Genomic DNA, 23,963 nt, shown 5'->3' on the forward strand with positions numbered 1-23,963 from the left:
CCACCAGTCAGTAAAAGGAAAGGGGCTCATCCATGAGCCCTTACTGCATCCTTGCTACGCGCGGCCCCTTATGCCGTGTGAGTCTGGTGCGGTTGCTGCAGCAATTCCTCCAGTGAAACGTTGACGCCTTCCAGCGTTATCAACTGGGTACTGCTGTAACCCGTACCGGTACCGTCACGGTCAATTGAGAGCACGGTATTGCCATCTGAAGTATGATCCACTTTCACGAAATCATTAATATTACTTGTGGAATCATTCCAGCCGATTAGCAAGTTACTGATGTCAATTTTGTCGCCTTGCGCAACATTGAAGTCGGTCCAGGTATCGTGACCGTTTCCTCCCGTTGAGTCCGCACTCGCCAACAGGTGATACACCAGGGTATCGGCACCCGCACCGGTGGTGATGGTGTCGTTATAGGCACCACTGGTGATGGTGTCAGCCCCCGCCGTTCCTGTGATGGTCGGATGCAGGTCGATGGTGAAGGAGTGCGTGGTGATGGTGCCATCGGTTGCTGCCAGCGTGTAGCTGAACACCTCTTTATGCAGCAGGCTTTGTCCATCAACCCCTGCATTAAGCGTATAGGTGTAGCTACCGTTGGCTGCAATACTCAGCACACCATAGTCCCCGGCTATCGACGTGGTACCCACGCTGTGAACCGTTGTGACATCACCGTGTTCATTAGTGATACTCAAGGTTCCGGTATGCGTCGCCGAGTCACCGTAGATACTGCCGCTGGCATCGTGATCACCGGTTGAGGTGGTTTCCGCCAGCAGGCTGTTCACTGTGAGCGACGTCGCCGCACCGTTATGCAACGTGACCGTCAGGGAAGCAGAAGTGACTGCACCACTGGAATCCCTCACCGAATAAGTGAAGGTGTCCGCTGTTGGCAAGGTACTGACGTCCAATCCTGCCTTCAGCACGTAGGTGTAGTTACCGTGCGAATCGATGGTCAGCGTACCGTAGGTGGTATTGATCACGGTGTTGCCACTCGCGGCGACGGCACTGCCCGACACCGTAGTCACCGCAGTACCGGTTGGTACCGTACCCGCGACTGAGCTGGTGTCGTTTGTCAGCAGGTTACCTGTCACCGTTGAGGACACAGTGACCGCTTCCAGCGTGGTATCCGTGACCGTGGTGATCGTCGTGGTTGGCAGCACGGCAATACCGCCACTCGAACCAATCACCACCGCATAGGTACCCGAACCGAGTCCGCTATAGGTCACGTTGGCACCGGTCTGCGTTCCCAGCGACAGTATCCCCGTCGACAGATAGTTCGACGTCACGCTCTTCAGCGTCCAGGAACCATCTGAGTTCTGCTGGTAGAGGTAGAGTGAGTAAGTCGATATCAGCGAAATGCCACCGACCGAACCGTGCAGCACCACCGAACGCGTATCACCTGTACCCACACTGAAGGTATAAGCGTTACCGCTAGACAGCACACCTACGCCCAGCAGCGTGCCAAGGTTCACCGTGGCCAGAGCCGAATGTGAGACGCTGGTGGTGCCGTTATTCACCGTTTGCGTGGTCGTGCTGTAGTCCACCTCATTGGTATCGTTGGCGGCCACGATACGAATCGCGCCAGTCAACGCTGCAGATGGTGAGACGTTGCCCGCACGGTCAGTCTGGATAACGGACAGTGAAGCACCGGTGGTTTGTGCGGTGCTGAGAGTCACCGACCAGGTGCCCGCCGCGCCGACTGTCGTGGTACCCAGCGAGTTACCGTTGGCATCACGCACCGTCACCGTATCGCCCACTTCACCACTACCCGTTACGGTGGTACCCGCCGCATTAATCGCCAGGTTAGTCACCGCCACCGGTGCCACGGTATCGATGTTCACCGTTGCCGTGGTGTTGCCGCTACTGACGTTACCCGCCGCATCCGTGACGGTGGTGCTCAACGGATGCGCCCCGTTCGCCAGAACCGCAGTGGTGTAGGTCCATGCACCGGAACTGCCTACGGTGAGGGAGCCGAGAACGGTCGCGCCATCATAGATGGTGACAATCGCACCCACTTCCGCCGTGCCACTCAGGGTTGGCGTGGTGTCTTTGGTGTAGGCGCCATTGGCCAGCGTCACCGGCGTGGTGCCGGTATCGTCGGTAATGGTCAGCGTACTCGCCGTTGGTGCCACGGTATCGATGGTCATAACGGTAGAAGCCGTTGGGCTGATGTTTCCTGCCGCATCGGTCTGCGTCACGTTAATGGTGTGCGTACCATTGCTCAAGGTGGTGGAGATAAAGCTCCACGTACCGTTGCTGCCCACCGTCGTTGTGCCCAGCAGCGTGCTGCCGTCATAGATGCTGACTTTCGCGCCGACTTCGCCGTTACCACTCAACAGCGGCGTATTGTCGTTGGTGGAACCATTGTTCGGGATGGTGACCGCCGTACTGCCGTTGTTGTTGGCCGCAACGAGACTGGTTACTGCCGCTGGAGCCACGCTATCGACAATCACGGTGGCTGACGTGGTGCCGCTGACATTGCCTGCTGGATCCGTCACGGTGACATTGATCGGGTGGCTACCCTGCGTCAATACCGTCGTGGTGTAGGTCCATGCGCCACTGCTGCCCACCGTCACCGTGCCCAGCAGCGTCGTGCCGTCGTAGATCGACACTTTGCTGCCCACTTCCGCCGTACCGCTCAGGGTTGGCGTGGTGTCATTGGTGTATCCGCCGTTCGCCACCGTGGTGTTAGTGATGTCGTTGGTAATCACCAGGGTTGATGCCGCTGGAGCCACGGTATCCACAGTAATGGAGACCGTGGCGGAAGCTGCACTGGTGTTACCCGCTGCATCGGTCACCGTGACGCTCAACGGATGGGTACCATTACTCAACGTGGCCGTGGTGAAGGTCCATGCACCGTTGGTCCCGGCAGTTACAGAACCCAGCACCGTTGTGCCGTCATAGATGGTGACAATGGCATTCGCTTCTGCGGTACCGCTCAAGGTCGGCGTCGCATCGTCGGTGACTGCGCCATTGGCCAACGGCCCTTGACTCGCGCCAACATCATCGGTGATCACCAGGTTGGTGACCGCATTCGGTGCCACAGTGTCGATGGTCATCACGGTTGAGGCATTCGGGCTAACGTTGCCCGCCGCATCTGTCTGGGTGACATTCAACGTATGGCTGCCGTTGCTCAACGTGGTGGAGATAAAGCTCCAGGTGCCGTTGCTGGCGACAGTGGTGGTACCCAGCAGGTTTGCACCGTCATAGATACTGACCTTAGCCCCGACCTCACCGGTACCACTCAACAGTGGCGTGCTGTCGTTAGTGACTCCATTGTTCGGAATCGTCACCGCCGTGCTGCCATTGTTGTTGGCCGCCACCAGGGTAACCGCTGCCGGAGGTGTGGTGTCGATAACCACGGTGGCGTTGGTTCTGCCACTGACGTTACCGGCTGCATCCGTGACCGACACGCTGATGGTGTGTGAGCCTTGCGTCAAGGTCGAGGTTGTGAAGGTCCACGCTCCCGAACTGTTGGCGATAGCAGTACCCAGCGCCGTTGTACCGTCATAGATAGTCACACGACCACCGGCTTCCGCCGTACCACTCAGCGTTGGCGTAGTGTCGTTGGTGGAACCCCCGCTGGCGACCGTGGTGTTGGTGACATCGTTGGTGATCACCAGCGTTGCTGCATTTGGCGCCACGGTATCCACGGTGATGGTGACCGGTGTTGAGGATGGGCTGACGTTACCCGCCGCATCTTTCACCGTCACACTCAGTGGGTGAGTACCATTCGTCAATACCGGGCTGACGAAGCTCCACGCGCCGGTGCCGCTGGCGGTGGTGGAACCCAGCACAGTCGTGCCGTCATACACTGTGACAATCGCGTTCGCCTCAGCCGTACCGGTGAGGGTTGGCGTGTTGTCGTTGGTGGAACCGCCGGTTGGCACCGTGGTGCTGGTGACATCGTTGGTAACCACCAGGTTAGTGACGGTGTTAGGGACAACAGTATCCACGGTGAAGGTAATAGATGGCGTGTTGCTGACGTTGCCCGCTGCATCTGTCGCCGTCGCCGTGATGGTGTGCGAACCTTCACTTAACGTGGTTGAAGTCCAGGTCCATGCGCCCGTGCTGCTGGCCGTCACAGAACCGATCTGCACGCCGCCATCGAAAATTCTCACGACGCTGTTCGCTTCCGTGGTGCCGCTCAGCGCAGGCGTGTTGTCATTGGTACTGGTGCCTGCGCTAATCGTCACCGGCGTACTGCCGTTGTTATTGGCTGCCGCCAGGGTAAGCGTTGGTGCCACGGAGTCGATGTTGACGGTGGCATTAGTACTACCACTGACGTTACCGGCCGCATCTGTTGAGGTCACGCTAATGGTGTGCGAGCCCTGGGCCAATACTGCGGTGGTAAAGGTCCAGGTGCCATTGCTGCCAACAGTGACCGAGCCGATTTGCGTGCCACCATCGTAAATCTTAACGAGACTCCCCACTTCCGCCGTACCACTCAGCGTTGGCGTGGTGTCATTGGTGTAACCGCCGCTGGCGACCGTGGTGTTGGTGACATCGTTGGTGATGACCAGCGTAGAAGCATTCGGCGCCACGGTATCGACAATCACGGAAACCGGGGTCGATGCCGGACTGACGTTACCCGCTGCGTCTTTCACTGTGACACTCAGCGGATGTGTCCCGTTGCTCAATGCCGGGCTGACGAAGCTCCATGCACCGGTGCCGCTGGCCGTAGTGGAGCCCAATACCGTCGTGCCGTCATACACCGTGACAATGGCATTCGCCTCAGCCGTACCGGTAAGGGTTGGCGTGTTGTCATTGGTTGAACCGCCGTTTGGCACCGTGGTGCTGGTGACATCGTTGGTGACCACCAGGTTAGTGACCGTGGCAGGCGCGGCGGTATCCACCGTGAAGGTGATGGACGCATTCGGACTGATGTTGCCCGCCGCATCGGTCGCTGTCACGTTGATGGTGTGGCTACCGTCAGCCAGCGTGGTGGATGTCAGACTCCAGGCACCGTTGCTGCCTGCGATAACAGAACCGAGCAGGGTTCCGCCATCGTAGACTCTCACCACACTACCCGCTTCCGCCGTACCGCTGATGGCTGGCGTGTTGTCGTTGGTGCTGCTGCCTGCGAGAATCGCCACCGGCGTACTGCCGTTGTTGTTCGCCGCTGCCAGGCTCGCTACCGCCGCCGGAGGCGTGGTATCGATCACCACCACAGAAGAGGTGGTACCACTGACGTTACCTGCCGCATCGGTCACCGTGACGTTCAGCGTATGAGAGCCCTGCGTCAGTGCCGTTGAGGTGAAGGTCCATGCGCCGGTGCCGCTGGCAATCGCCGTGCCCAGCAAGTTAGTACCATCGTAAATCGAGACGCGACCATTGGCTTCCGCCACACCGCTCAGTGTTGGCGTGGTGTCGTTGGTCGAGCCACCGTTGGGGACTACGGCCGTGGTGTTATCGTTGGTGACCACCAGTGACGTCGTTGCCGGCGCCACGGTATCCACCACCACAGTGAAGTTAGTGGCCGTACTGGTGTTACCCGCCGCATCACGCACGGTGACACTCAGTGGATGCGATCCTTCACTCAGTGCTGCAGTGGTGAAGGTCCAGGTGCCACCGCTTCCGACGACGACCGAGCCGAGAACGGTGGTGCCCTCAGAAATCACCACAATGTTGCCCGCCGTCGCGGAACCGCTCAGGGTTGGCGTGTTGTCATCGGTAGATGCACCACTCGTCAACGGACCCTGTGAGGAGCCCACGTTGTCGCTCACCACCAGGCCAGTCACCGGATTCGGCGCGCCCGTCACCACGGTAAAGGTAATCGAGGCATTCGGGCTGGTGTTGCCCGCCGCATCGGTCGCCGTCACGTTGATGGTGTGTGCGCCATCAGACAACTGCGTTGAGGTGTAACTCCACGCACCGGTGGTGGCGTTCGCCGTCACCGAACCCAGCAGAATTGTGCCGTCATAGATTTTGACGACGCTGCCTGCTTCTGCTGTACCACTTAGCGCTGGGGTGTTGTCGTTGGTGCTGCTGCCTGCGGCAATCGCCACTGGCGTACTGCCGTTGTTGTTGGCGGCAGCCAGGCTGGTGACGGCTGCTGGTGCGACGTTATCGACAATCACAGTGGCGGATGTGGTGCCGCTGACGTTGCCCGCGGCATCCGTGACAGTGACACTGAGCGAGTGATTACCCTGCGTCAATACCGCCGTGGTGTAGGTCCATGCACCATTGCTGCCCGCGATGACAGTGCCCAACAGATTCGCACCATCGTAGACGGACACACGGCTTCCCGCTTCCGCCACACCACTCAGCGTTGGTGTGGTGTCGTTGGTATAACCGCCATTGGCCACCGTGGTGTTGCTGACGTCATTAGTGACCACCAACGTACTCGCATTAGGCGCAATGCTATCAATGGTGAAGCTCACGGTAGAAGAACGCGGTCCAACGTTACCGGCAGCATCGGTGACTGTGACGCTTAAAGTGTGCGCGCCCTGGCTCAGGGTAGGCGAAATAAAGCTCCACGCACCCGTTGCACTGGCTGTCGTCGAACCCACTACGGTGTTGCCGTCATAGATGGTAACAATACCGTTAGCTTCCGCGTTACCGGTGAGCAGCGGTGTGCTGTCATTGGTAATACTGTTGTTAGCAATCGCAACCGGTGTGCTGCCGTTGTTATTGGCAGCTGCGAAGTTGGTCGCAGCCACTGGTGCGACAGTATCAATGGTGAAGGTGATGGTTGGGGAATCCGTGCCCGCAAGATTTGTCACGTAAATAGAGTGAGAACCATCCGCCAGCGTAGGTGTAAAGCTCCACTGTCCACTCGCACCAACGGTAACGCTACCCAATACAGTACCCGTGCCATCGTGGATGGTGATCACATCACCTACTGCCGCTGCACCAGTCAATACTGGCGTACCGTCTTTGGTCACTGCACCCGTGTTCAATGTTACAGGCATACTGCCGCTGTCATCGGTAATCACCAGAGTACTGCTGGTGGTTGGCAAGCCCGCTTCGATGTTCAACGTGAAGGCCGGAGAGCTGGCTGCGCTGACGTTGCCCGCCTGATCCGTCACGGTGAAGGTGAAGTTGTGCGTGCCGTTTGACAGCCCGTCAGGCGGCGTAAAGGTCCAGTTGCCACCCGTTGCCGTTACGGTGCCAAGCAGCGTAGTACCGTCGTAGATCGATACCGTGCTGTTCGCTTCCGCTGAGCCAGTGAAGATTGGAGTGTTGTCATCGGTGGTTTGACCCGATGACAAATTACCGGTAGATCCCCCTTCGTTATCACTCACCACCAGCGCGCTCACCGTTGTTGGTGCGCTGGTATCAATGGTGATTTCAATAGGCGTGGTTGCTGGCCCGGTGGTGCCTGCTGCGTTGGTCACCGATACCGCATAGGTATGCACACCATCGCCTTCAACGGCAGTTTCATAGCGCCAGACACCGTTGCTCGCTACCGTGGTGGTCGCAACTTGCACACCATCAATGATGATATTGATGGTGGTGCCTGCCACACCAGTTCCGCGCAATACCGGCGTATTGTCGTTGGAGAAGCCTTCGTTCGCCACCTGCACCGGGGTGGTATTGGCGTTGTTATAAACTGCAAACGTCAGGACTTCCGCTGGTGTGGTGTTATCCACGGTCAACGATACCGACGACTCCGCACTCACGTTGCCCGCCGCATCGGTTACCGTCACGTTCAGCGTGTGAGTCGCGTTCGACAGCGCGCTGGTCGTAATGCTCCAGCTGCCGTCTGAACCTGCCGTAGTGGAACCTACCAGCGTCGTGCCGTCATAAACACGGACGATAGCATTCGCTTCTGCCGTGCCGCTGATTGCCGGGGTATTGTCACTGGTGGTACCGCCATTCGGAATCGTGGTTTCTGGCGATCCATTGTTGTTCTGCAACAGCAGTTCATCTGCCGGCTGCGGCGGTGTGGCATCAATGCGAACGACAGTCGGATCCGAAGTACTGACGTTACCCACTTCATCGGTCACGGTGACAGTGAGCGTATGCGAACCGTCGGTCAGCGTTGGTGAAGTAAAGGTCCAGGTACCGCCGCTGGTCGCCGTGGTTGAGCCGATGACCGTGGTGCCATCATAAATGGTCACCAGACTGTTCGCCTCGGCGCTACCACTCAGTGAAGGCGTGTTGTCATTGGTTAATCCGTTGTTGTCCACGACCGTAGAGGTGATGTCGTTGGTCACCAACAGCGTTGGGGTTGCTGGTGGAGTGGCGTCAACGGTGAAGTCAACGGTGTTCGCGGCCTGGCTGGTGTTACCTGCCGCATCCGTTGCCGTCACGCGCAGCGTATAGGTGCCGTCATCCAGTGCTGGCACGCTGAAGCTCCATTGACCATTACTCCCCACCGCCGTACTGCCCAACAGCGTGGTGCCATCATAGATGCGGATAATGCTACCCGCTTCACCACTACCGCTGAGGAACGGCGAACTGTCGTTGGTGGTGCTGCCATTCGCAATCGCCACCGGCATCGTTCCGTTGTCATTGCTGGCAGTAATCGCACTCGGTGCCGCAGGAGGTGTGGCATCAATCACCGCACTAATGGTGGTGGTACCGCTCACGTTACCAGCCGCATCGGATGCACTGACACTGAAGGTATGAGAACCGTCCGCCAGCGCAGTGGGTGGCGTAAAGCTCCATGTGCCACCAGCAATAACGGTTGTGGATCCCAATACCCCACTGGCATCAGAGATGGTGATGATGCTGCCCACCTCCCCATTGCCGCTCAGCACTGGCGTACTGTCGTTGGTCAAACCGCCATCTGGAATGTTAACCGAGCCGCCGCCATTGTTGTTGGTCAACGTCAGTTCAGTGACTGCGGTTGGCGCAATGGTATCCACGGTTACAGTGACCGTTGAACTGACAGGGCTGGTATTGCCCGCTGCATCCTGCACCACAACACTCAGATTGTGGGTGCCATCTGTAAGGGTGGGTGAGAAGCTCCATGTGCCTGTACTACTCACAATCGCTGTGCCCAACACGGTGTTGCCGTCAGAAACGATCACGGTGGTGTTCGCTTCTGCCGTTCCGCGCAGTAGCGGTGTGCTGTCGTTGGTGATGCCATTGACGATAGTGACTGGCGTACCGGTGCTATCGTTAGCCAGCGTCAGACCTGTGGCTTCTCCCGGCGCTACGCTATCCACGGTGATGGTGATCACCGGCGAGTTGGCACTGGTATTGCCCGCAGCATCACTGACGGTGACACTCAGGTTGTGCGTTCCTTGTGGCAGCGTATCGGTGGTGTAGCTCCAGCTTCCATTGCTGTTGGTCACCACCGAGCCAAGCAGTGTGGTGCCATCGTAAACTTTCACGATGCTGCCTGCTTCAGCGCTGCCGGTCAGCTCTGGGGTGGTGTCATTCGTCGCCCCACCAGACGCAATCGGTACCAGCGTGCTGCCTTCGTTATTGTTGACGCTCACGCCCTGAGCCACTTCTGGGATAACCGTATCGACATTCACTGTTACCACAGCAGAAGGTTGACTGACGTTACCCGCGGCATCAGTGACCGTAATGCTCAACGGATGCGCACCGTCTGGCAGTGCGGTGGTCGTAAAGCTCCAAGCCCCCTGCGCATCGGTGGTGACGCTCGCAATGGCGGTATTGCCATCGTAAATGGTTACCAGACTGTTCGCTGCGGCTGTACCACTCAACACTGGCGTGTTGTCGTTGGTGTAACCGCCATTCGCTACCGGCACTTCCGGTGAGACATTGTTGTTATTCACCACAAACTCAGGCGTGGCGGGCACAGTCGTATCCACTGTCACTGTTACCACGTTGCCGGTTGCGCTCACGTTACCCGCAGCATCCGTCGCCGTCGCACTCAGATTATGCGCGCCATCAGTGAGTTGTTGAGTGGTGAAGTTCCATGCACCAGTCCCGCTGGCTTGCGTAGATCCAATCAAGGTAGAACCGTCGTAAATCTTGACGATGCTGCCCGCTTCCGCCGTACCGCTCAGCGCTGGCGTACTGTCATTGGTCACGCCCGTCAGGGTATTACCGCTGCCATCTTTCGCCACCAGATTATCGATGGCGTTAGGTGCAATGGTATCTACGCTGAAGGTAATGCCCGTTGATGCAGCACTGCTGTTGCCTGCTGTATCCGTCGCCGTGACTGTCAGGGTATGAGATCCCTGGCCCAGTGCCGTGGTCGGCTCAAAGCGCCAGATGCCGTTAGTACCGACAATCGCCGTACCCAGAACCGTATTGCCATCACGAATGGTCACGGTAGCGCCGATTTCGCCCGTTCCGCGAATAACAGGTGTTGAGTCATTGGTGGTGCTGCCCGCAGTGAATGCCACGGCTGTACCACTGTTGTTGTTGCTCAGGCTGGTCACAACCGGTGTTGCCGGTGGCGTGGTATCCACGGTGAACGCAATGGCCGCCGAAGGTGCGCTGACGTTACCTGAGCTATCCGTGACGGTGGTGGTCAGGCTGTGTGCACCCTCGCCCAACACGATGGTTGGCGTAAAGCTCCAGGTTCCACCTGCGCCGACGACCACGGTGCCCAGCACATTGCTGCCGTCAGAGACGGTGACGGTCGTGCCGACCGCTGCGGTGCCCGTCAGCACTGGCGTGTTGTCATTGGTCACACTGCCTGCCGCAATCGGAACCGCGGTACCGCTGTTATCGTTGCTCAGTTGCAAGCCGGTGGCTTCAGACGGTGCCTGAGTATCCACGTTGAAGGTAATCGCCGTTGACGGTGCACTGCTGTTACCCGCCGCATCCGTCACCGTCGCCGTCAGGCTATGTTGGCCCTGACTTAAGGTTGGCGTTGAGAAGCTCCATGTACCATCTGAGCCCACGGCCACACTACCGATTACGGTGGTGCCATCACGAACGGTAATGATGCTGCCTGTTTCGGCGGAACCACTCAGCAGAGGTGTGGTGTCGTTGGTTGATCCACCAGAAGCGATTGGCGTTGGCGTGCTGCCATTGTCATTGCTCAGTGCCACATTCAGTGCGGCTGGAGGCGGAACAGTGTCAACTGTGAAGGTAAATGGCGTTGAGGCATTGCCGGAGTTGCCGGCTGAGTCCGTGACCACCGCCGTCAGGCTATGGCCTCCCTCCGCCAGCGCCGAGGCAGGTGTGAAGGTCCAGCTGCCATCACTACCCACGATCGCGGTACCGATTGCCGTGCCGTTATCGCTGATTGTCACGATACTGCCTGCTTCAGCGGTGCCGCTAAAGACTGGCGTGGCATCATTGGTGGTGCTGCCTGCGGTAATAGGCACCGCCACACCCGTTGAATCATTACTGAGTTGCAGACCGTCGACTTCCCCCGGAGAGGTGCTATCGACAATGACAATCACCTCAGAGGTTGGCGCACTGCTGTTTCCTGCCGGGTCAGTGACCACGGTGGTCAGACTGTGGCTGCCCTCCTCCAGCGGCGTTGTGGGTGTGAAGCTCCAGGTACCACCGCTGCCGACCACGACAGAGCCAAGCACGGTGGTCCCTTCAGAGATGGTAACCGTACTGCCGACTTCCGCGGTTCCGCTCAGGGTTGGCGTGGTATCGCTGGTGGATCCGCCTGTGGCAATTGGCGTGCCGTCGTCGGTGGTGAACTGCAGCCCTCCTGCCGCTGCAGGTGCTTGTGTATCCACGGTGAAGGTGATGGCTGGTGAAGCCTCGCTCACGTTACCTGCCGGGCTGGTCACCGTTGTGGTCAGACTGTGTTCGCCCTGGCTCAGCGCTGGCGTAGTGAAGCTCCAGGTCCCGCCAGCGCCTACAACCGCAGTGCCCAGAACCGTGGTGCCATCCAGCACGGTAACGGTACTGCCAACGGCGGCTGAACCGGTTAACACCGGTGTGGTGTCATTGGTCGCGCCATTGGTAATCGGTACCGCCGTACCGCTGGTGTCATTGTTCAGCACCAGCCCACTTGCAGGGGCCGGTTGCGTGGTGTCCACGTTAAAGGTAATCGGTGTGGTTTCCGGACCGGTGTTGCCGGCCGGATCCGTCACGGTGGTCGTCAGGCTATGCGAACCCGACTCCAGCGGCGTAGTTGGGGTGAAACTCCAGCTACCATTGCTGCCAACGGTGACCGAACCAATCTCCGTGCCGTTGTCAGAAACTTTCACCGTGCTGCCCGGTTCAGCGGTACCACTCAGGACTGGAGTGGTGTCATTGGTGGTGCCATCTGCGGCAATAGGAACTGGCGTGCCGCTGCTGTCATTGTTGAGCTGCAGACCACTCGCTTCTGCAGGTGCTGTGGTATCGACCGTGATGACGATTGGCGAAGATGGCGCACTGGTATTGCCTGCCGGGCTGGTGGTGGTCGCAGTAATACTGTGACTGCCTTCGCCTAACGGCGTCGTGGGCGTAAAGCTCCAGGTGCCACCGCTGCCCACCACCACGCTACCCAGCACGGTGCCACCATCAGAGACAGTGATCGTGCTGCCTGCCGCTGCCGAGCCACTCAGAACTGGCGTGACATCATTGGTCGCCGCACCAGAGGTAATCGGTACAGGGGTGCCGCTCTCATCATTGCTCAACGCCACATTACCCGGTGCAGCAGGGATAGTGGTATCCACGGTGACTGAGATGGGTGCGCTTGCAGTGCCGGTATTTCCCGCAGGGTCAGTCACGGTCGTGGTCAGACTATGGCTGCCATCGCTCAACGGGGCCGATGGCGTAAAGCTCCAGTTGCCGTCATTACCCACTGTGGTCGAGCCAATCACGGTACCGTTATCAGACACGTTAACCGTGCTGCCAGGTTCGGCACGGCCACTCAGCACCGGAGTGGTGTCATTGGTGGTGCCGCCAGTGATCGGTACTGCGGTGCCGCTGGAATCATTGCTCAGCAGCACACCTGTTGCTGCAGCGGGCGCGGTGGTGTCGACGGTTACAATGACGGGCGTACTAGCCGGTCCGGTGTTACCCGCTGGATCGGTGACGGTTGTGGTCAGGCTATGGCTGCCATCGCCCAGCGGCGTGGTTGGGGTATAGCTCCAGGTGCCATCGCTTCCGGTCGTGGCGGTGCCCAATACCGCACCGCCATCAGAAACGGTTACCGTACTGCCCGGTTCCGCGGTGCCGTTCAGGGTTGGCGTGTTGTCATTGGTGCTGCCGCCAGAAGTAATTGGCGTGCCACCCTCGTTAGTGAGTTGGACATTGCCAGCCGCTGCCGGAGGCTGAGTATCGACGGTCACGGTAACAGGCGTTGAGGACGGACTGGTGTTGCCCGCGGGATCCGTCACCGTTGACGTCAGACTATGGTTGCCGTCGCTTAGAGGCGGAGTGGTGTATGTCCAGGTACCATCGCCACCGACTGTGGTGGTACCAATTACCGTGGTGCCATCGGAAATGGTCACGGTACTGCCAGGCTCACCACCACTGCCGGTGAGGGTTGGCGTGTTGGTGTTAGTGCTGCTGCCTGAAGGGATCGGATCGCCATCCCCATTTGTCAGTCCAACATTGGTTGGTGCCGTCGGAACAGTGGTGTCGATAGTGACAGTAATGGTAGGGGTATTCGATATCGCACCGGTTGTTGGATTTGTCGCTTGAGCGTGGAAGGCGTATGTGCCGTCAACTAAAGCAGATGGCGTAAAGCTCCACTGCCCATCGCTGCCTGCCGTCACCGAGCCCAACACGGTCAAGCCATTGAAGATAGTGACCAAGTCGCCCGCGCCCGCCAGACCGCTTAACACCGGCGTGGTGTCATGAGTGCTGGAGTTATCCGTCAACTGAACAATGGTGCTGCCGCTGTCATCCGACACGACGATCAGATCGTTGGTTGCAGGTACACCCGCATCAATGTTGACCGTAAAGGCCGGTGAAGCCGGGCTGACGTTGCCTGCAGCATCGGTCACCGTGGTGGTGAAGTTATGCTGGCCGTTAGTCAGCGGTGATGCTGGCGTGAAGGCCCAGCTACCATTGCTGCCTACCGCAGCCGACCCCAGCAGAGTGGTGCCATCGTAAACTTTTACGATGCTGCCCGCTTCCGCTGTGCCACTCAAGGTAGGTGTGCTGTCATCGGTAGTTGCCCCCGATGTCAGTGGACCCGTGCTACTACCCACATCATCGGTCACCACCAGACCACTGACAGCTGCGGGTGCAGTGGTATCTACACTGAAGGAGATCGGCGTGGTTGCCGGGCTGGCGTTACCTGCCGCATCCGTCACGGTGGTGGTCAGACTGTGGTTGCCTTCACCCAGTGCCGGGGTAGTGAAAGTCCAGGTGCCGTTACTGCCGACCGTCACCGTACCCAGAACGGTGCTGCCGTCACGAACCGTGACAACGCTACCCGCCTCTGCGCTACCGCTCAACACGGGAGTCGGATCATTGGTGACGCTACCTGCGGTGATAGGGACGGCGGTGCTGCCTGCATCGTTATTCAACTGCAATCCGCTGGCGGCATCCGGTGCAATGGTGTCGACGGTGATATTGAGCGTGGCAGTTGGCGTTACGTTACCTGCCGCATCGGTAATGGTGCCATGCAGCGCGTGCGCACCATCCGACAGCGTGCCAACTCGGAATAACCATTGGCCATTGCTACCCGCCGTTGTGCTACCGAGCAGCGTACTTCCATCATACAGAGTGATGATATTTCCCGGACTCGCCACACCAATCAGCACCGGTGTAGGGTCATTGGTACTGGCACCATCAGTCAACGGTTCGACGGTATTCCCATTGTCATCAACACCCTGCAGTGAAGTGGTCGCTGCTGGTAATCCGGCTTCGATATTCACCGTAAACGGCGGGCTGGTTGGCCCCACGTTGCCTGCCGCGTCTGTGGCGGTGATGGTGAAAGTATGGCTGCCATTACTCAGTGCTGGGGTGGTGAAGGTCCAGGTGCCGTCCGTATTCACGGTCACATTGCCCAGCAAAGTGGTGCCATCATAAATACTTAACAGCGCGTTCGGTTCGCCCGTGCCACTCAGCGTCGGCGTATTGTCATCAGTGATATCTCCTGATGCCAATGCACCCTGTGAGTCGCCAACATTATCGGTGACCACTAAACCGCTTACTGCGGCAGGCGGTGTGGTGTCTACGGTTAACGTAACAGGTGTCGACGCTGGACCAGTGTTACCCGCCGCATCAGTGACCTTCGTGGTCAGGCTATGGCTACCGTCACTCAGAGCTGGCGAGGTGAAGCTCCAGCTGCCATTAGCCCCCACTGTCGCCGTACCCAGCACATTGCTACCATCACTCACTGTGACGATGCTTCCCGGTTCTGCCGTGCCGCTGAGTACGGGGGTATTGTCGCTGGTCGTGCCGCCCGCAGCGATTGGCGTAACAACACTTCCGTTGTTGTTACTGAGTTGCAGATCGCCTGCCACTGCGGGCGCGACGGTATCGATGGTGATGTTGATGGTAACGGAATTGGTGGGGTTTCCGGTGCTATCGGTCGCCACGGCATGGAAGGCATAAGTTCCATCCGCCAGCGAAGCCGGGGTGAAGCTCCATTGTCCATCTGAACCCGCCGTGGTGCTGCCCAGCAGTGTAGAGCCGTTGTAAAGCGTGATGATTTCCCCGGCCGCCGCCAGGCCGCTCAGGACTGGTGTTTTATCATGCGTGCTGGAGCCATTTGACAAGACTTTCAGTGTGCTGCCACTGTCATCGGTGACTTGCAGCGTACTGGTGGTCGGTGGCACTCCCGCAGCAACATTGATGCCAAATCCGGTGGTTGCCTGGCTGACATTTCCCGCCGCATCAGTCACCGTGGTGCTTAACGTATGGCTGCCGTTGCTCAGAACTGGCGTGGTGAAACTCCAGCTGCCACTGCTGCCGACTGCAACACTTCCCAACAGCGTCGTGCCATCGTAAATTTTTACGATACTGTTCGCTTCGGCGTTACCGCTAAGGGTCGGCGTATTGTCGTCAGTCGTTGCTCCGGCCGTGAGCGGCCCGGTGCTTGCGCCGACATCGTCAGTGACGACCAGATTACTGGCAGCCGCTGGCGCCTGGGTATCGACGGTGAAGGTGATAGGATCCGATGCAGCGCTGGTGTTGCCTGCAGGATCGGTCACGGTGGTGGTAAGACTGTGGCTACCCTCTGAGAGGGTTGGGGAGGTAAAGCTCCAGCTGCCGTTGCTGCCCACTGTGGCGGTGCCAAGTACGATCGTACCATCACGAACGGTAACGGTGCTGCCAGGTTCCGCTGTGCCGCTCAGCACTGGATGAGAGGTATTGGTTGCCCCCCCTGAAGCAATGGGCTGCACGGTACCACTGTCGTTATCACTCAACTGCAAGCCCGCTGCTGCACTCGGCACCACTGTATCGATGGTGATGACAATGATCGGCGTTTGCGTCACGCTGCCATCGCCATCGGTATCGGTGACAGAGGCATGGAAGCTGTAAGTGCCATCTGCAAGTGCAGCTGGCGTGAAGCTCCACTGTCCATCCGGGCCCGCCACCACACTGCCAATTTCTGTCGTGCCGTTGTAGAGGGTGATCAGTGCACCGGCAATGGCCAGCCCACTCAGCGTTGGCGTGCTGTCATGGGTGCTGGCGCCGTTAGCCAGCTGCACCAGAGTGTTGCCGGTGTCGTCGGTAATTTCCAGTGAGGTGGTGGCTGGAGGCAGCCCAGCCTGCACACTAAAATCAAACGCATCAGAAACCGAGCTGACATTGCCGGCAGCATCGGTCTGCGTCACGGTCAGACTGTGTGGACCGTTGCTGAGGGCGGGTGTGGTGAAGCTCCAGGTGCCATTACTGCCGACCACGGCCGTGCCAATCAGGGTGTTGTTGTCATAAACACTGATCACCGCACCCACTTCACCATTTCCGCTCAGGGTTGGTGTGCTGTCATCCGTTGTTCCACCGCTGGCCACCTGTGTTGCAGTACCGTCAGCATCTCCGCTTAAGGCCAGGCCCGTGGCGCTAGCCGGTGCTACGGTATCGACGGTGAAGGTAATAGTGGTCGCTGCACTGGTGTTGCCCGCCGCGTCTGTTGAGGTGATGCTGAGAGTATGACTACCCTGATCTAACGCGGGACTGGTGAAACTCCAGCTGCCGTTACTGCCTACGGTGACGCTGCCCAGAACGGTATCGCCATCGCGAATAGTGATGATACTCCCCACCTCGCCTCGGCCGCTCAGCACTGGTGTGGTGTCATTGGTTGCGCCGCCGTTCGTGATGGGAATCACCACCGAGCCGGCGTTATTCCCGACACTAAGATCACTCACCGCTTCTGGCGCAGTGGTATCCACAGTAAAGGTGATCGGATCGCTGGCGGCGCTGGTATTGCCAGCCGCATCGGTCGCGGTGACGGTCAGGCTATGTGAACCGTCTGGCAACGTTGGGGAAGTGAAAGTCCAGGTGCCATTCGAGCCCACCACGGTGGAACCCAGCAGCGTTGTGCCATCATAAACGCGAATAATGGCCCCGACTTCGCCGTTGCCACTTAAGGTTGGAGTGTTGTCATCAGTGACTGATCCCGTGGTAATTGCGCCCTGGTAGGGTCCGACGTTATCACTGACCACCAGGTTGGTGACTACGGCTGGAGGAGTGGTATCGCCTCCACCATTGTTGCCGCCACCGTTATTACCGCCTCCATTGTTACCACCACCGTTGTTACCTCCACCGGTACTACCGTCACTGACTGCGGCATTACCGCCGCCACCACCCGCTGAACCGGCAAACATCGCACCCAAGCCTGCCAGGGCTGCACCACCGATACCGAAGGCCGCGATGGTGCCATCATTGGTGGTGTTCTCAGCCAACAGCCCTTCGGTGCTGTCGATGTTGACGTACTGGAACCCATCAGTGCCCGGATCTTCAACCCACCACAGTGCACCTTTGTCGTCCTGCAACACCAGGTCACTGTCGCCTGCTGCCGTATAAAAGTTATGAATAACAACCACTTCACCAGATTTTGTGGTGACGACTAAATCATTACCATTGCGTGTGAAAGACTTAATATCTGATTGATTAAGGTGAAGTTTAACTACGCTTGGCGCAGATAAATTGACCTGGCTGCCACTGACTTCAGAAGCAACCGTCCCACCTTTAGGAGTGATAGAGATATTATTCATGTTATCGAAATCCCGCGCAGTTATTAAATTCCATAAAAACGCCCGGTATCCGCAGATACCGGCTTCAATGGCGAATAATCCAGATGACTATTCACTTCTTCTCTTGGTCGATTTCATAAAAACTCATGATGAAATCGCGCTGAGCCGAGTTAAGCCTCCATCCCGAGAGAGGGTTGGGTTTATTTTTCAGCGGAACAACGGGGGAAATGCCTCTATTTTCTAGTGGGCGAGCACAAATCAAGTTGAATGCAACAAACCCATTTTTAGACATTTTATCTGCCCCCGATTGTTCTGGCCGAACCCGCACCACTTCAGGATTGCTTAATAAAATCATTCAGATAAACACTCTGCCAGTGATAGCCCTGCATACCGTAAACTGCCTTATGCGCGAGCAGGTCGAGGTGTGATTGGCTTTCAACGCCCTCAACAATCACGCCTTTACATAATTGGTTGAGGTGGCTAAGCAGCGTGTCAAAAATGTGACCGTCGCCAAATTGCCAAAAAAATTCTTTGTCAATCTTGACGATTTCAAATATTCCGCTATCAAGCATGGTCAGGTTGGAATAACCCGGACCAAAGTCATCAAGCCATAAAGGGGCGTGTGTCACCTTCGCGACACCTTTTAATATCAGCAGGTCTGCGCTGTTAAATCGCGCGGTAAAAAAGGCGGATATCTCTAAACGCAATAACGTCAGTTTCGCCAGTTTTTTTTGTATTTCAGCATCTTCAAAAATACCGGCGACGATATCTCTATCCACATTTACACTGACTATCTGATCAAACCCTTTCTGGTATAGCTGAATAAGTTTTCCGATCTGGTGGAGGAATAACTGCCATTTCTCGTCAGCAGGAAGCCGACTGAAGAACCCTTCATCCCTGCAAGGGTTACGCTTATTATTAATATCTGCATCATCTGAGAATCGTGTAAGCAACTCCCATGCAATCAACTCCCCGGTGATGTCGTGAACCGGTTCTAACAAAAAAATGTATTCGGGTTGATTGCTCATTTCACGGTCCCTTCTGCAACTAACTGATACTCCTGAATTGTCAGGATTACTCATGTGAGAGGTAAGGGAAACATCGATAAAACTTAACACCTTAACTGAAGCCTAACGCACACCTTACAGTTTGAAAAATAGATTTTAGTAAACGTCGGCCTCAGCTTTAATCGTTTAAAACTATCAATTTCGTGAGTGAATTTCTTTTAATTTCAGATAACGATCAGATAATTCCTGGAAAAATTTAACTTATCGCTAACCTTGACAGATCGAAAAAAATAGAAGCTGTTGATTTTGAATCATAAAAATTAAGTCAATGAATGTAGTAGTTTATTTTTATCCTAAAATGTGTTTTTTTCTTCTGGAATCAAACAACTCCAAAAGATTCCAATAAATTCAGTTTCACGATGGTACTATTCAACCCTTAATGTTTAAATTTTGATTATGCTTTGCAAGAAAAACATAACAGTCAGGCTATCTAATCCTTACGAAATCAGTAGTTAATGGAGGGGTATTTAGACGCGCGACACTGTGTGCTTTTGGCTTAATGAATGAAAATAAAGGAGATAGAAAAGACGTATTTAAAGCGCGAGTTTAAAGCGCAAGGTTAAGATTCTTTGAAGATGATCTTCATCACATTTTAAATAAATAAAGAAGAAATAAGAAAATAGAATGGCAGGGGAATGAAACGGGCCCTGACCAGGGCCCGCTGAGCGCATTAACGATTACTCATCTTCAAGATAAGTGTATCCATACAGACCGCTTTCAAACTCTTCGAGGAACTGCGCGCGCAGATCTTCGTCGATATCATGCTGCCGGGTAACCTGATCGCGGAACAGCGTCATCAAATCGTTCGGGTTCAGCTGCACGTACTGCAGCATGTCCGCCACGGTATCGCCTTCATCTGACAACTGCACTTCTACACTGCCATCCGGGAAGGCGAACACGTCAACCGCTTCGGTATCGCCAAACAGGTTATGCATATTGCCGAGGATTTCCTGATACGCGCCCACCATAAAGAAGCCCAGCATCGGCGGATTATCAATATCGTACTCTGGCATCGGCATGGTAGTGGCAATACCGTCACCATCCACGTAGTGATCGATGGTACCGTCGGAGTCACAGGTGATGTCGAGCAACACCGCACGACGCTGAGGGATCTTGTTCAGCCCTTCCAGCGGCAGCACCGGGAACAGCTGATCGATACCCCATGCATCCGGCATTGACTGGAACAGCGAGAAGTTGACGTAAATCTTATCCGCCATGCGCTCCTGCAATTCATCAATGATTGGACGGTGCGCGCGGTTGCTTGGGTCCAGATGCTGCTGGATATAGTGACAAATGCTCAAATAGAGCTGCTCTGCCCAGGCGCGCTGACCGAGATCATAGGTGCCGGAAGAGTAGCCAGTATGGATATCGAACAAATCCATCTGGCTATCGTGCAGCCATTCACGCAGCGAACGACGGACGTTCGGCTCGTGCATCTCTTGCCAGGTATCCCACAGGCTCTGAATCGGGCGCGGTGAATCCACATCCGGTGCCACTGGCGTACTGAATTCGTTGCGCTCAACCCCAATGATGTTGGAGACCAATACGGTGTGGTGCGCCGTCACCGCACGACCTGACTCCGTGATGACCGTTGGATGCTCCAGACCGTTCTCTTCACAGGCATCGCCAATCGCCCAAATCACGTTGTTGGCGTATTCGTTCAGGCCGTAGTTCACCGAACAATCAGACTGCGAACGCGTACCTTCATAATCGACGCCCAAACCGCCGCCGACATCAAAGCATTTGATGTTGACGCCGAGTTTCGCCAACTCCACATAGAAGCGCGCCGATTCACGCACGCCGGTGGCGATGTCGCGGATGTTCGACATCTGCGAACCAAGATGGAAATGCAGCAGTTGCAGGCTATCTAGACGACCGGCTTTGCGCATAATGTCCACCAGCTGCAATACCTGCGAAGCTGCCAGACCAAACTTAGACTTCTCGCCACCGCTCGACTGCCATTTGCCGGAACCTTGCGATGCCAGACGTGCGCGGATCCCCAAACGCGGAATTACATTCAGGCGTTCCGCCTCTTCCAGCACCAGGCGAACCTCAGTCATCTTCTCGATGACCAGGTAAACTTTGTGACCGAGCTTCTCACCGATCAGCGCCAGGCGAATGTATTCACGGTCTTTGTAGCCGTTGCAGACGATCACGGAACGGGTTTTACCGGCGTGCGCCAGTACTGCCATCAGCTCCGCTTTCGAACCGGCTTCCAGACCCAGTGGTTCACCGGAGTTCACCAGCGACTCGATTACGCGCTTATGCTGGTTAACCTTGATTGGGTAAACCAGGAAGTAGTCACCTTTATAGCCGTAAGATTCGCGCGCACGTTTAAAGGCGGCGTTAATCGAACGCAGGCGATGCTGTAAAATCTGTGGGAAGCAGAACAGCGCAGGCAGACGCTGGCCATCGGCTTCACGCTCTTTGACCAGTTTCGCCAGGTCAACGCGCACTTCCGGCTGATCCGGATCCGGGCACACGCTGATGTGGCCCAGCTCGTTGACGTCATAATAGTTATTACCCCACCAGGCAATATTGTAGGTACGCAGCATTCTGCTTGCTTCCTGATCGTTCATCGCCACCTCCTGCATGGAGCGGAGTACACCCTGTTCGCCAGCTGACGAACCCTTGATATTCTTCATGTCGTCAGACATCGCGAACCTCAATTTTCCGTTGAAATATGAAACAGTTGCCGGGTCTTGCTGTTGTGAGTCCGGGTAAACATTTCCCCATCCTGCTGAGCTCCGATTATCGGGTTGCCGTGCACGTTGCTGACTCTAAGTGTAAAACACCACGCCGCAGTCAGTAAAAAACGGGCCAAAAGCCAACGCTTGTACCGCGTAAGACGAGTGAAACACAGTGACAGAAATGAGGGAATAGCTTAGCCGGCGCTCGTGTCGGGATAATTACCGCAACGCGCAAAACTTCGACGAGAGAAAAGAATAAAACTGGATTGGGATAGGATTGCCAGCGCGCCCATTGAGCGCAGTGAACCGGGAAGAAGAGAAGTGTGGTTCATTACTTTTATCACCTCCAACGCCTGCAAACAGCAAACGAGAAACGGCCTGGGTGAAAATCAGAGAACAGCTCTGACGGCGCGACGCACGGTGGCGTCATCCTTTTGTACTGTGGTCGACAGCAGCGGCGTTTTATACAGTCTGCAGGGTGAAAAAGCAAAATCTTTGTCTGGATTCTGTGGAAGGTGTCAGGAATTTCTTCCATCTGCCCACTTGCGTAAACGTGCGGAATCCGAAAAAGCACTGGAAAAGTGCTCACTGTGTGACCTAGAATAGCCGTCCAGATGGTTTTCCATCTAAACTGGTTAACATCCAGGCGGTGTCGGCGAATGCGCCCATACTCCCTACTGCTCGCGGCTTTGCCTGAAGGGGCGTCGAGTTGGCCTGGTCCACTTACGCTATGCAGTCGAATTCAAACCATTTGTAAGGTAAAGAACAGAATGGCTAAACACCTATTTACATCTGAGTCCGTATCAGAAGGACATCCTGATAAAATCGCTGACCAAATTTCCGATGCCGTGTTAGATGCGATCCTCGAACAGGATCCTAAAGCACGCGTGGCCTGCGAAACTTACGTTAAGACCGGTATGGTGCTGGTTGGCGGTGAAATCACCACCAGCGCATGGGTTGATATCGAAGAGATCACTCGTAATACCGTACGTGAAATCGGCTATGTCCATTCCGATATGGGCTTTGATGCAAACTCTTGCGCCGTACTGAGCGCGATTGGCAAGCAGTCTCCTGATATCAACCAGGGTGTTGACCGTAGCGATCCGCTGGAACAGGGCGCAGGCGACCAGGGCCTGATGTTTGGCTATGCCACCAACGAAACTGACGTGCTGATGCCCGCTCCGGTGACCTACGCGCACCGTCTGGTGCAGCGTCAGGCTGAAGTGCGTAAAAGCGGTTCACTGCCGTGGTTGCGTCCGGATGCGAAAAGCCAGATCACTTTCCAGTACGATGGCGGCAAAATTGTCGGTATTGATGCGGTCGTACTGTCAACTCAGCACGCTGAAGAAATTTCGACAGCCGACCTGCGTGAAGCGGTGATGGAAGAGATCATCAAGCCGGTACTGCCTGCTGAGTGGGTGAATGCCAGCACCAAATACCACATCAACCCAACTGGTCGTTTCGTGATCGGCGGCCCAATGGGCGACTGCGGTCTGACGGGTCGTAAAATCATCGTTGATACCTACGGCGGTATGGCGCGTCACGGTGGCGGTGCGTTCTCTGGTAAAGACCCGTCTAAAGTTGACCGTTCTGCTGCCTACGCAGCGCGCTATGTCGCGAAAAACATCGTCGCGGCAGGTCTGGCTGACCGTTGCGAAATCCAGGTTTCTTACGCGATTGGCGTGGCTGAGCCAACTTCCATCATGGTGGAAACTTTCGGTACTGAGAAAGTCCCTACCGAACAGCTGACCCTGCTGGTACGCGAGTTCTTCGACCTGCGTCCATATGGCCTGATTCAGATGATGGACCTGCTGAAACCTATCTACAAAGAGACCGCGGCTTACGGTCACTTTGGTCGCGAACACTTCCCGTGGGAGCAGACAGATAAAGCTGCTCAACTGCGTGAGGCTGCGGGCCTGTAATCTTACAGTCCTGCAAAAACGAGCCCGCTTATAGCGGGCTTTTTTATGCCCGTTAACCAGCCAGCACATTTTTCCCCGCCGTCTACACTTCATTTTCTCTGCTTACAACAAAGTGTTAACGATTACATTTTGAAAACCTTTTGTAATCTGTCATTTAGAGAATTTTCAGCGTAGTTATTCGCATTAAAATGCGTTATTTTCAGCGTCGTCTGATAGCCGATATTTAGAGAGATGTCAGAAACTTAAAGGGTGCTATACCTTACTGGTTACGTAACTATTTCAGGCGGAAAATGCTGGATTGCAGGGTTTCAGCGTGTGTAACCGATTACACTGATGTGATAATCCTCACTTTTTTCC

General features: G+C 56.2%; 5 protein-coding genes. 1 reads left to right on the plus strand and 4 read right to left on the minus strand.

Annotation, left to right across the window (positions count from 1 at the left end; genetic code table 11):
- Positions 1-68 precede the first annotated feature (68 nt).
- From ACCW76_RS03375 to speA, 4 genes are all read right to left on the minus strand, one after another.
- Positions 69-17,948 (minus strand): Ig-like domain-containing protein, encoded by a 17,880-nt coding sequence (locus tag ACCW76_RS03375; protein WP_436337747.1) that lies wholly within the window; start codon positions 17,946-17,948, stop codon positions 69-71.
- 91 nt (positions 17,949-18,039) lie between these two features.
- Positions 18,040-18,282 (minus strand): hypothetical protein, encoded by a 243-nt coding sequence (locus ACCW76_RS03380; protein ID WP_436337748.1) that lies wholly within the window; start codon positions 18,280-18,282, stop codon positions 18,040-18,042.
- Complete coding sequence (locus tag ACCW76_RS03385) at positions 18,260-18,955, minus strand: EAL domain-containing protein (protein WP_436337749.1); 696 nt, start codon at positions 18,953-18,955, stop codon at positions 18,260-18,262. The genes ACCW76_RS03380 and ACCW76_RS03385 overlap by 23 nt, the downstream gene beginning before the upstream one ends.
- A gap of 716 nt (positions 18,956-19,671) precedes the next feature.
- Positions 19,672-21,651 (minus strand): biosynthetic arginine decarboxylase, encoded by a 1,980-nt coding sequence (gene speA / locus ACCW76_RS03390; protein WP_045814693.1) that lies wholly within the window; start codon positions 21,649-21,651, stop codon positions 19,672-19,674.
- 803 nt (positions 21,652-22,454) lie between these two features.
- Between speA and metK the strand changes: the two genes are divergently transcribed.
- On the plus strand, positions 22,455-23,606 hold the full coding sequence (gene metK, locus ACCW76_RS03395) for a methionine adenosyltransferase (protein ID WP_436337750.1): 1,152 nt from the start codon (positions 22,455-22,457) through the stop codon (positions 23,604-23,606).
- The last annotated feature ends 357 nt before the right edge of the window (positions 23,607-23,963 follow it).

It is taken from the genome of Pantoea sp. C8B4, assembly GCF_051336905.1.
Taxonomy (GTDB): Bacteria; Pseudomonadota; Gammaproteobacteria; order Enterobacterales; family Enterobacteriaceae; genus Pantoea; species Pantoea rwandensis_B.

Coding starts and splice junctions, on each gene's coding strand:
- ACCW76_RS03375 (WP_436337747.1), bottom strand. CDS start 17,948: ATGAATAATATCTCTATCACTCCTAAAGGTGGGACGGTTGCTTCTGAA.
- ACCW76_RS03380 (WP_436337748.1), bottom strand. CDS start 18,282: ATGATTTTATTAAGCAATCCTGAAGTGGTGCGGGTTCGGCCAGAACAA.
- ACCW76_RS03385 (WP_436337749.1), bottom strand. CDS start 18,955: ATGAGCAATCAACCCGAATACATTTTTTTGTTAGAACCGGTTCACGAC.
- speA (WP_045814693.1), bottom strand. CDS start 21,651: ATGTCTGACGACATGAAGAATATCAAGGGTTCGTCAGCTGGCGAACAG.
- metK (WP_436337750.1), top strand. CDS start 22,455: ATGGCTAAACACCTATTTACATCTGAGTCCGTATCAGAAGGACATCCT.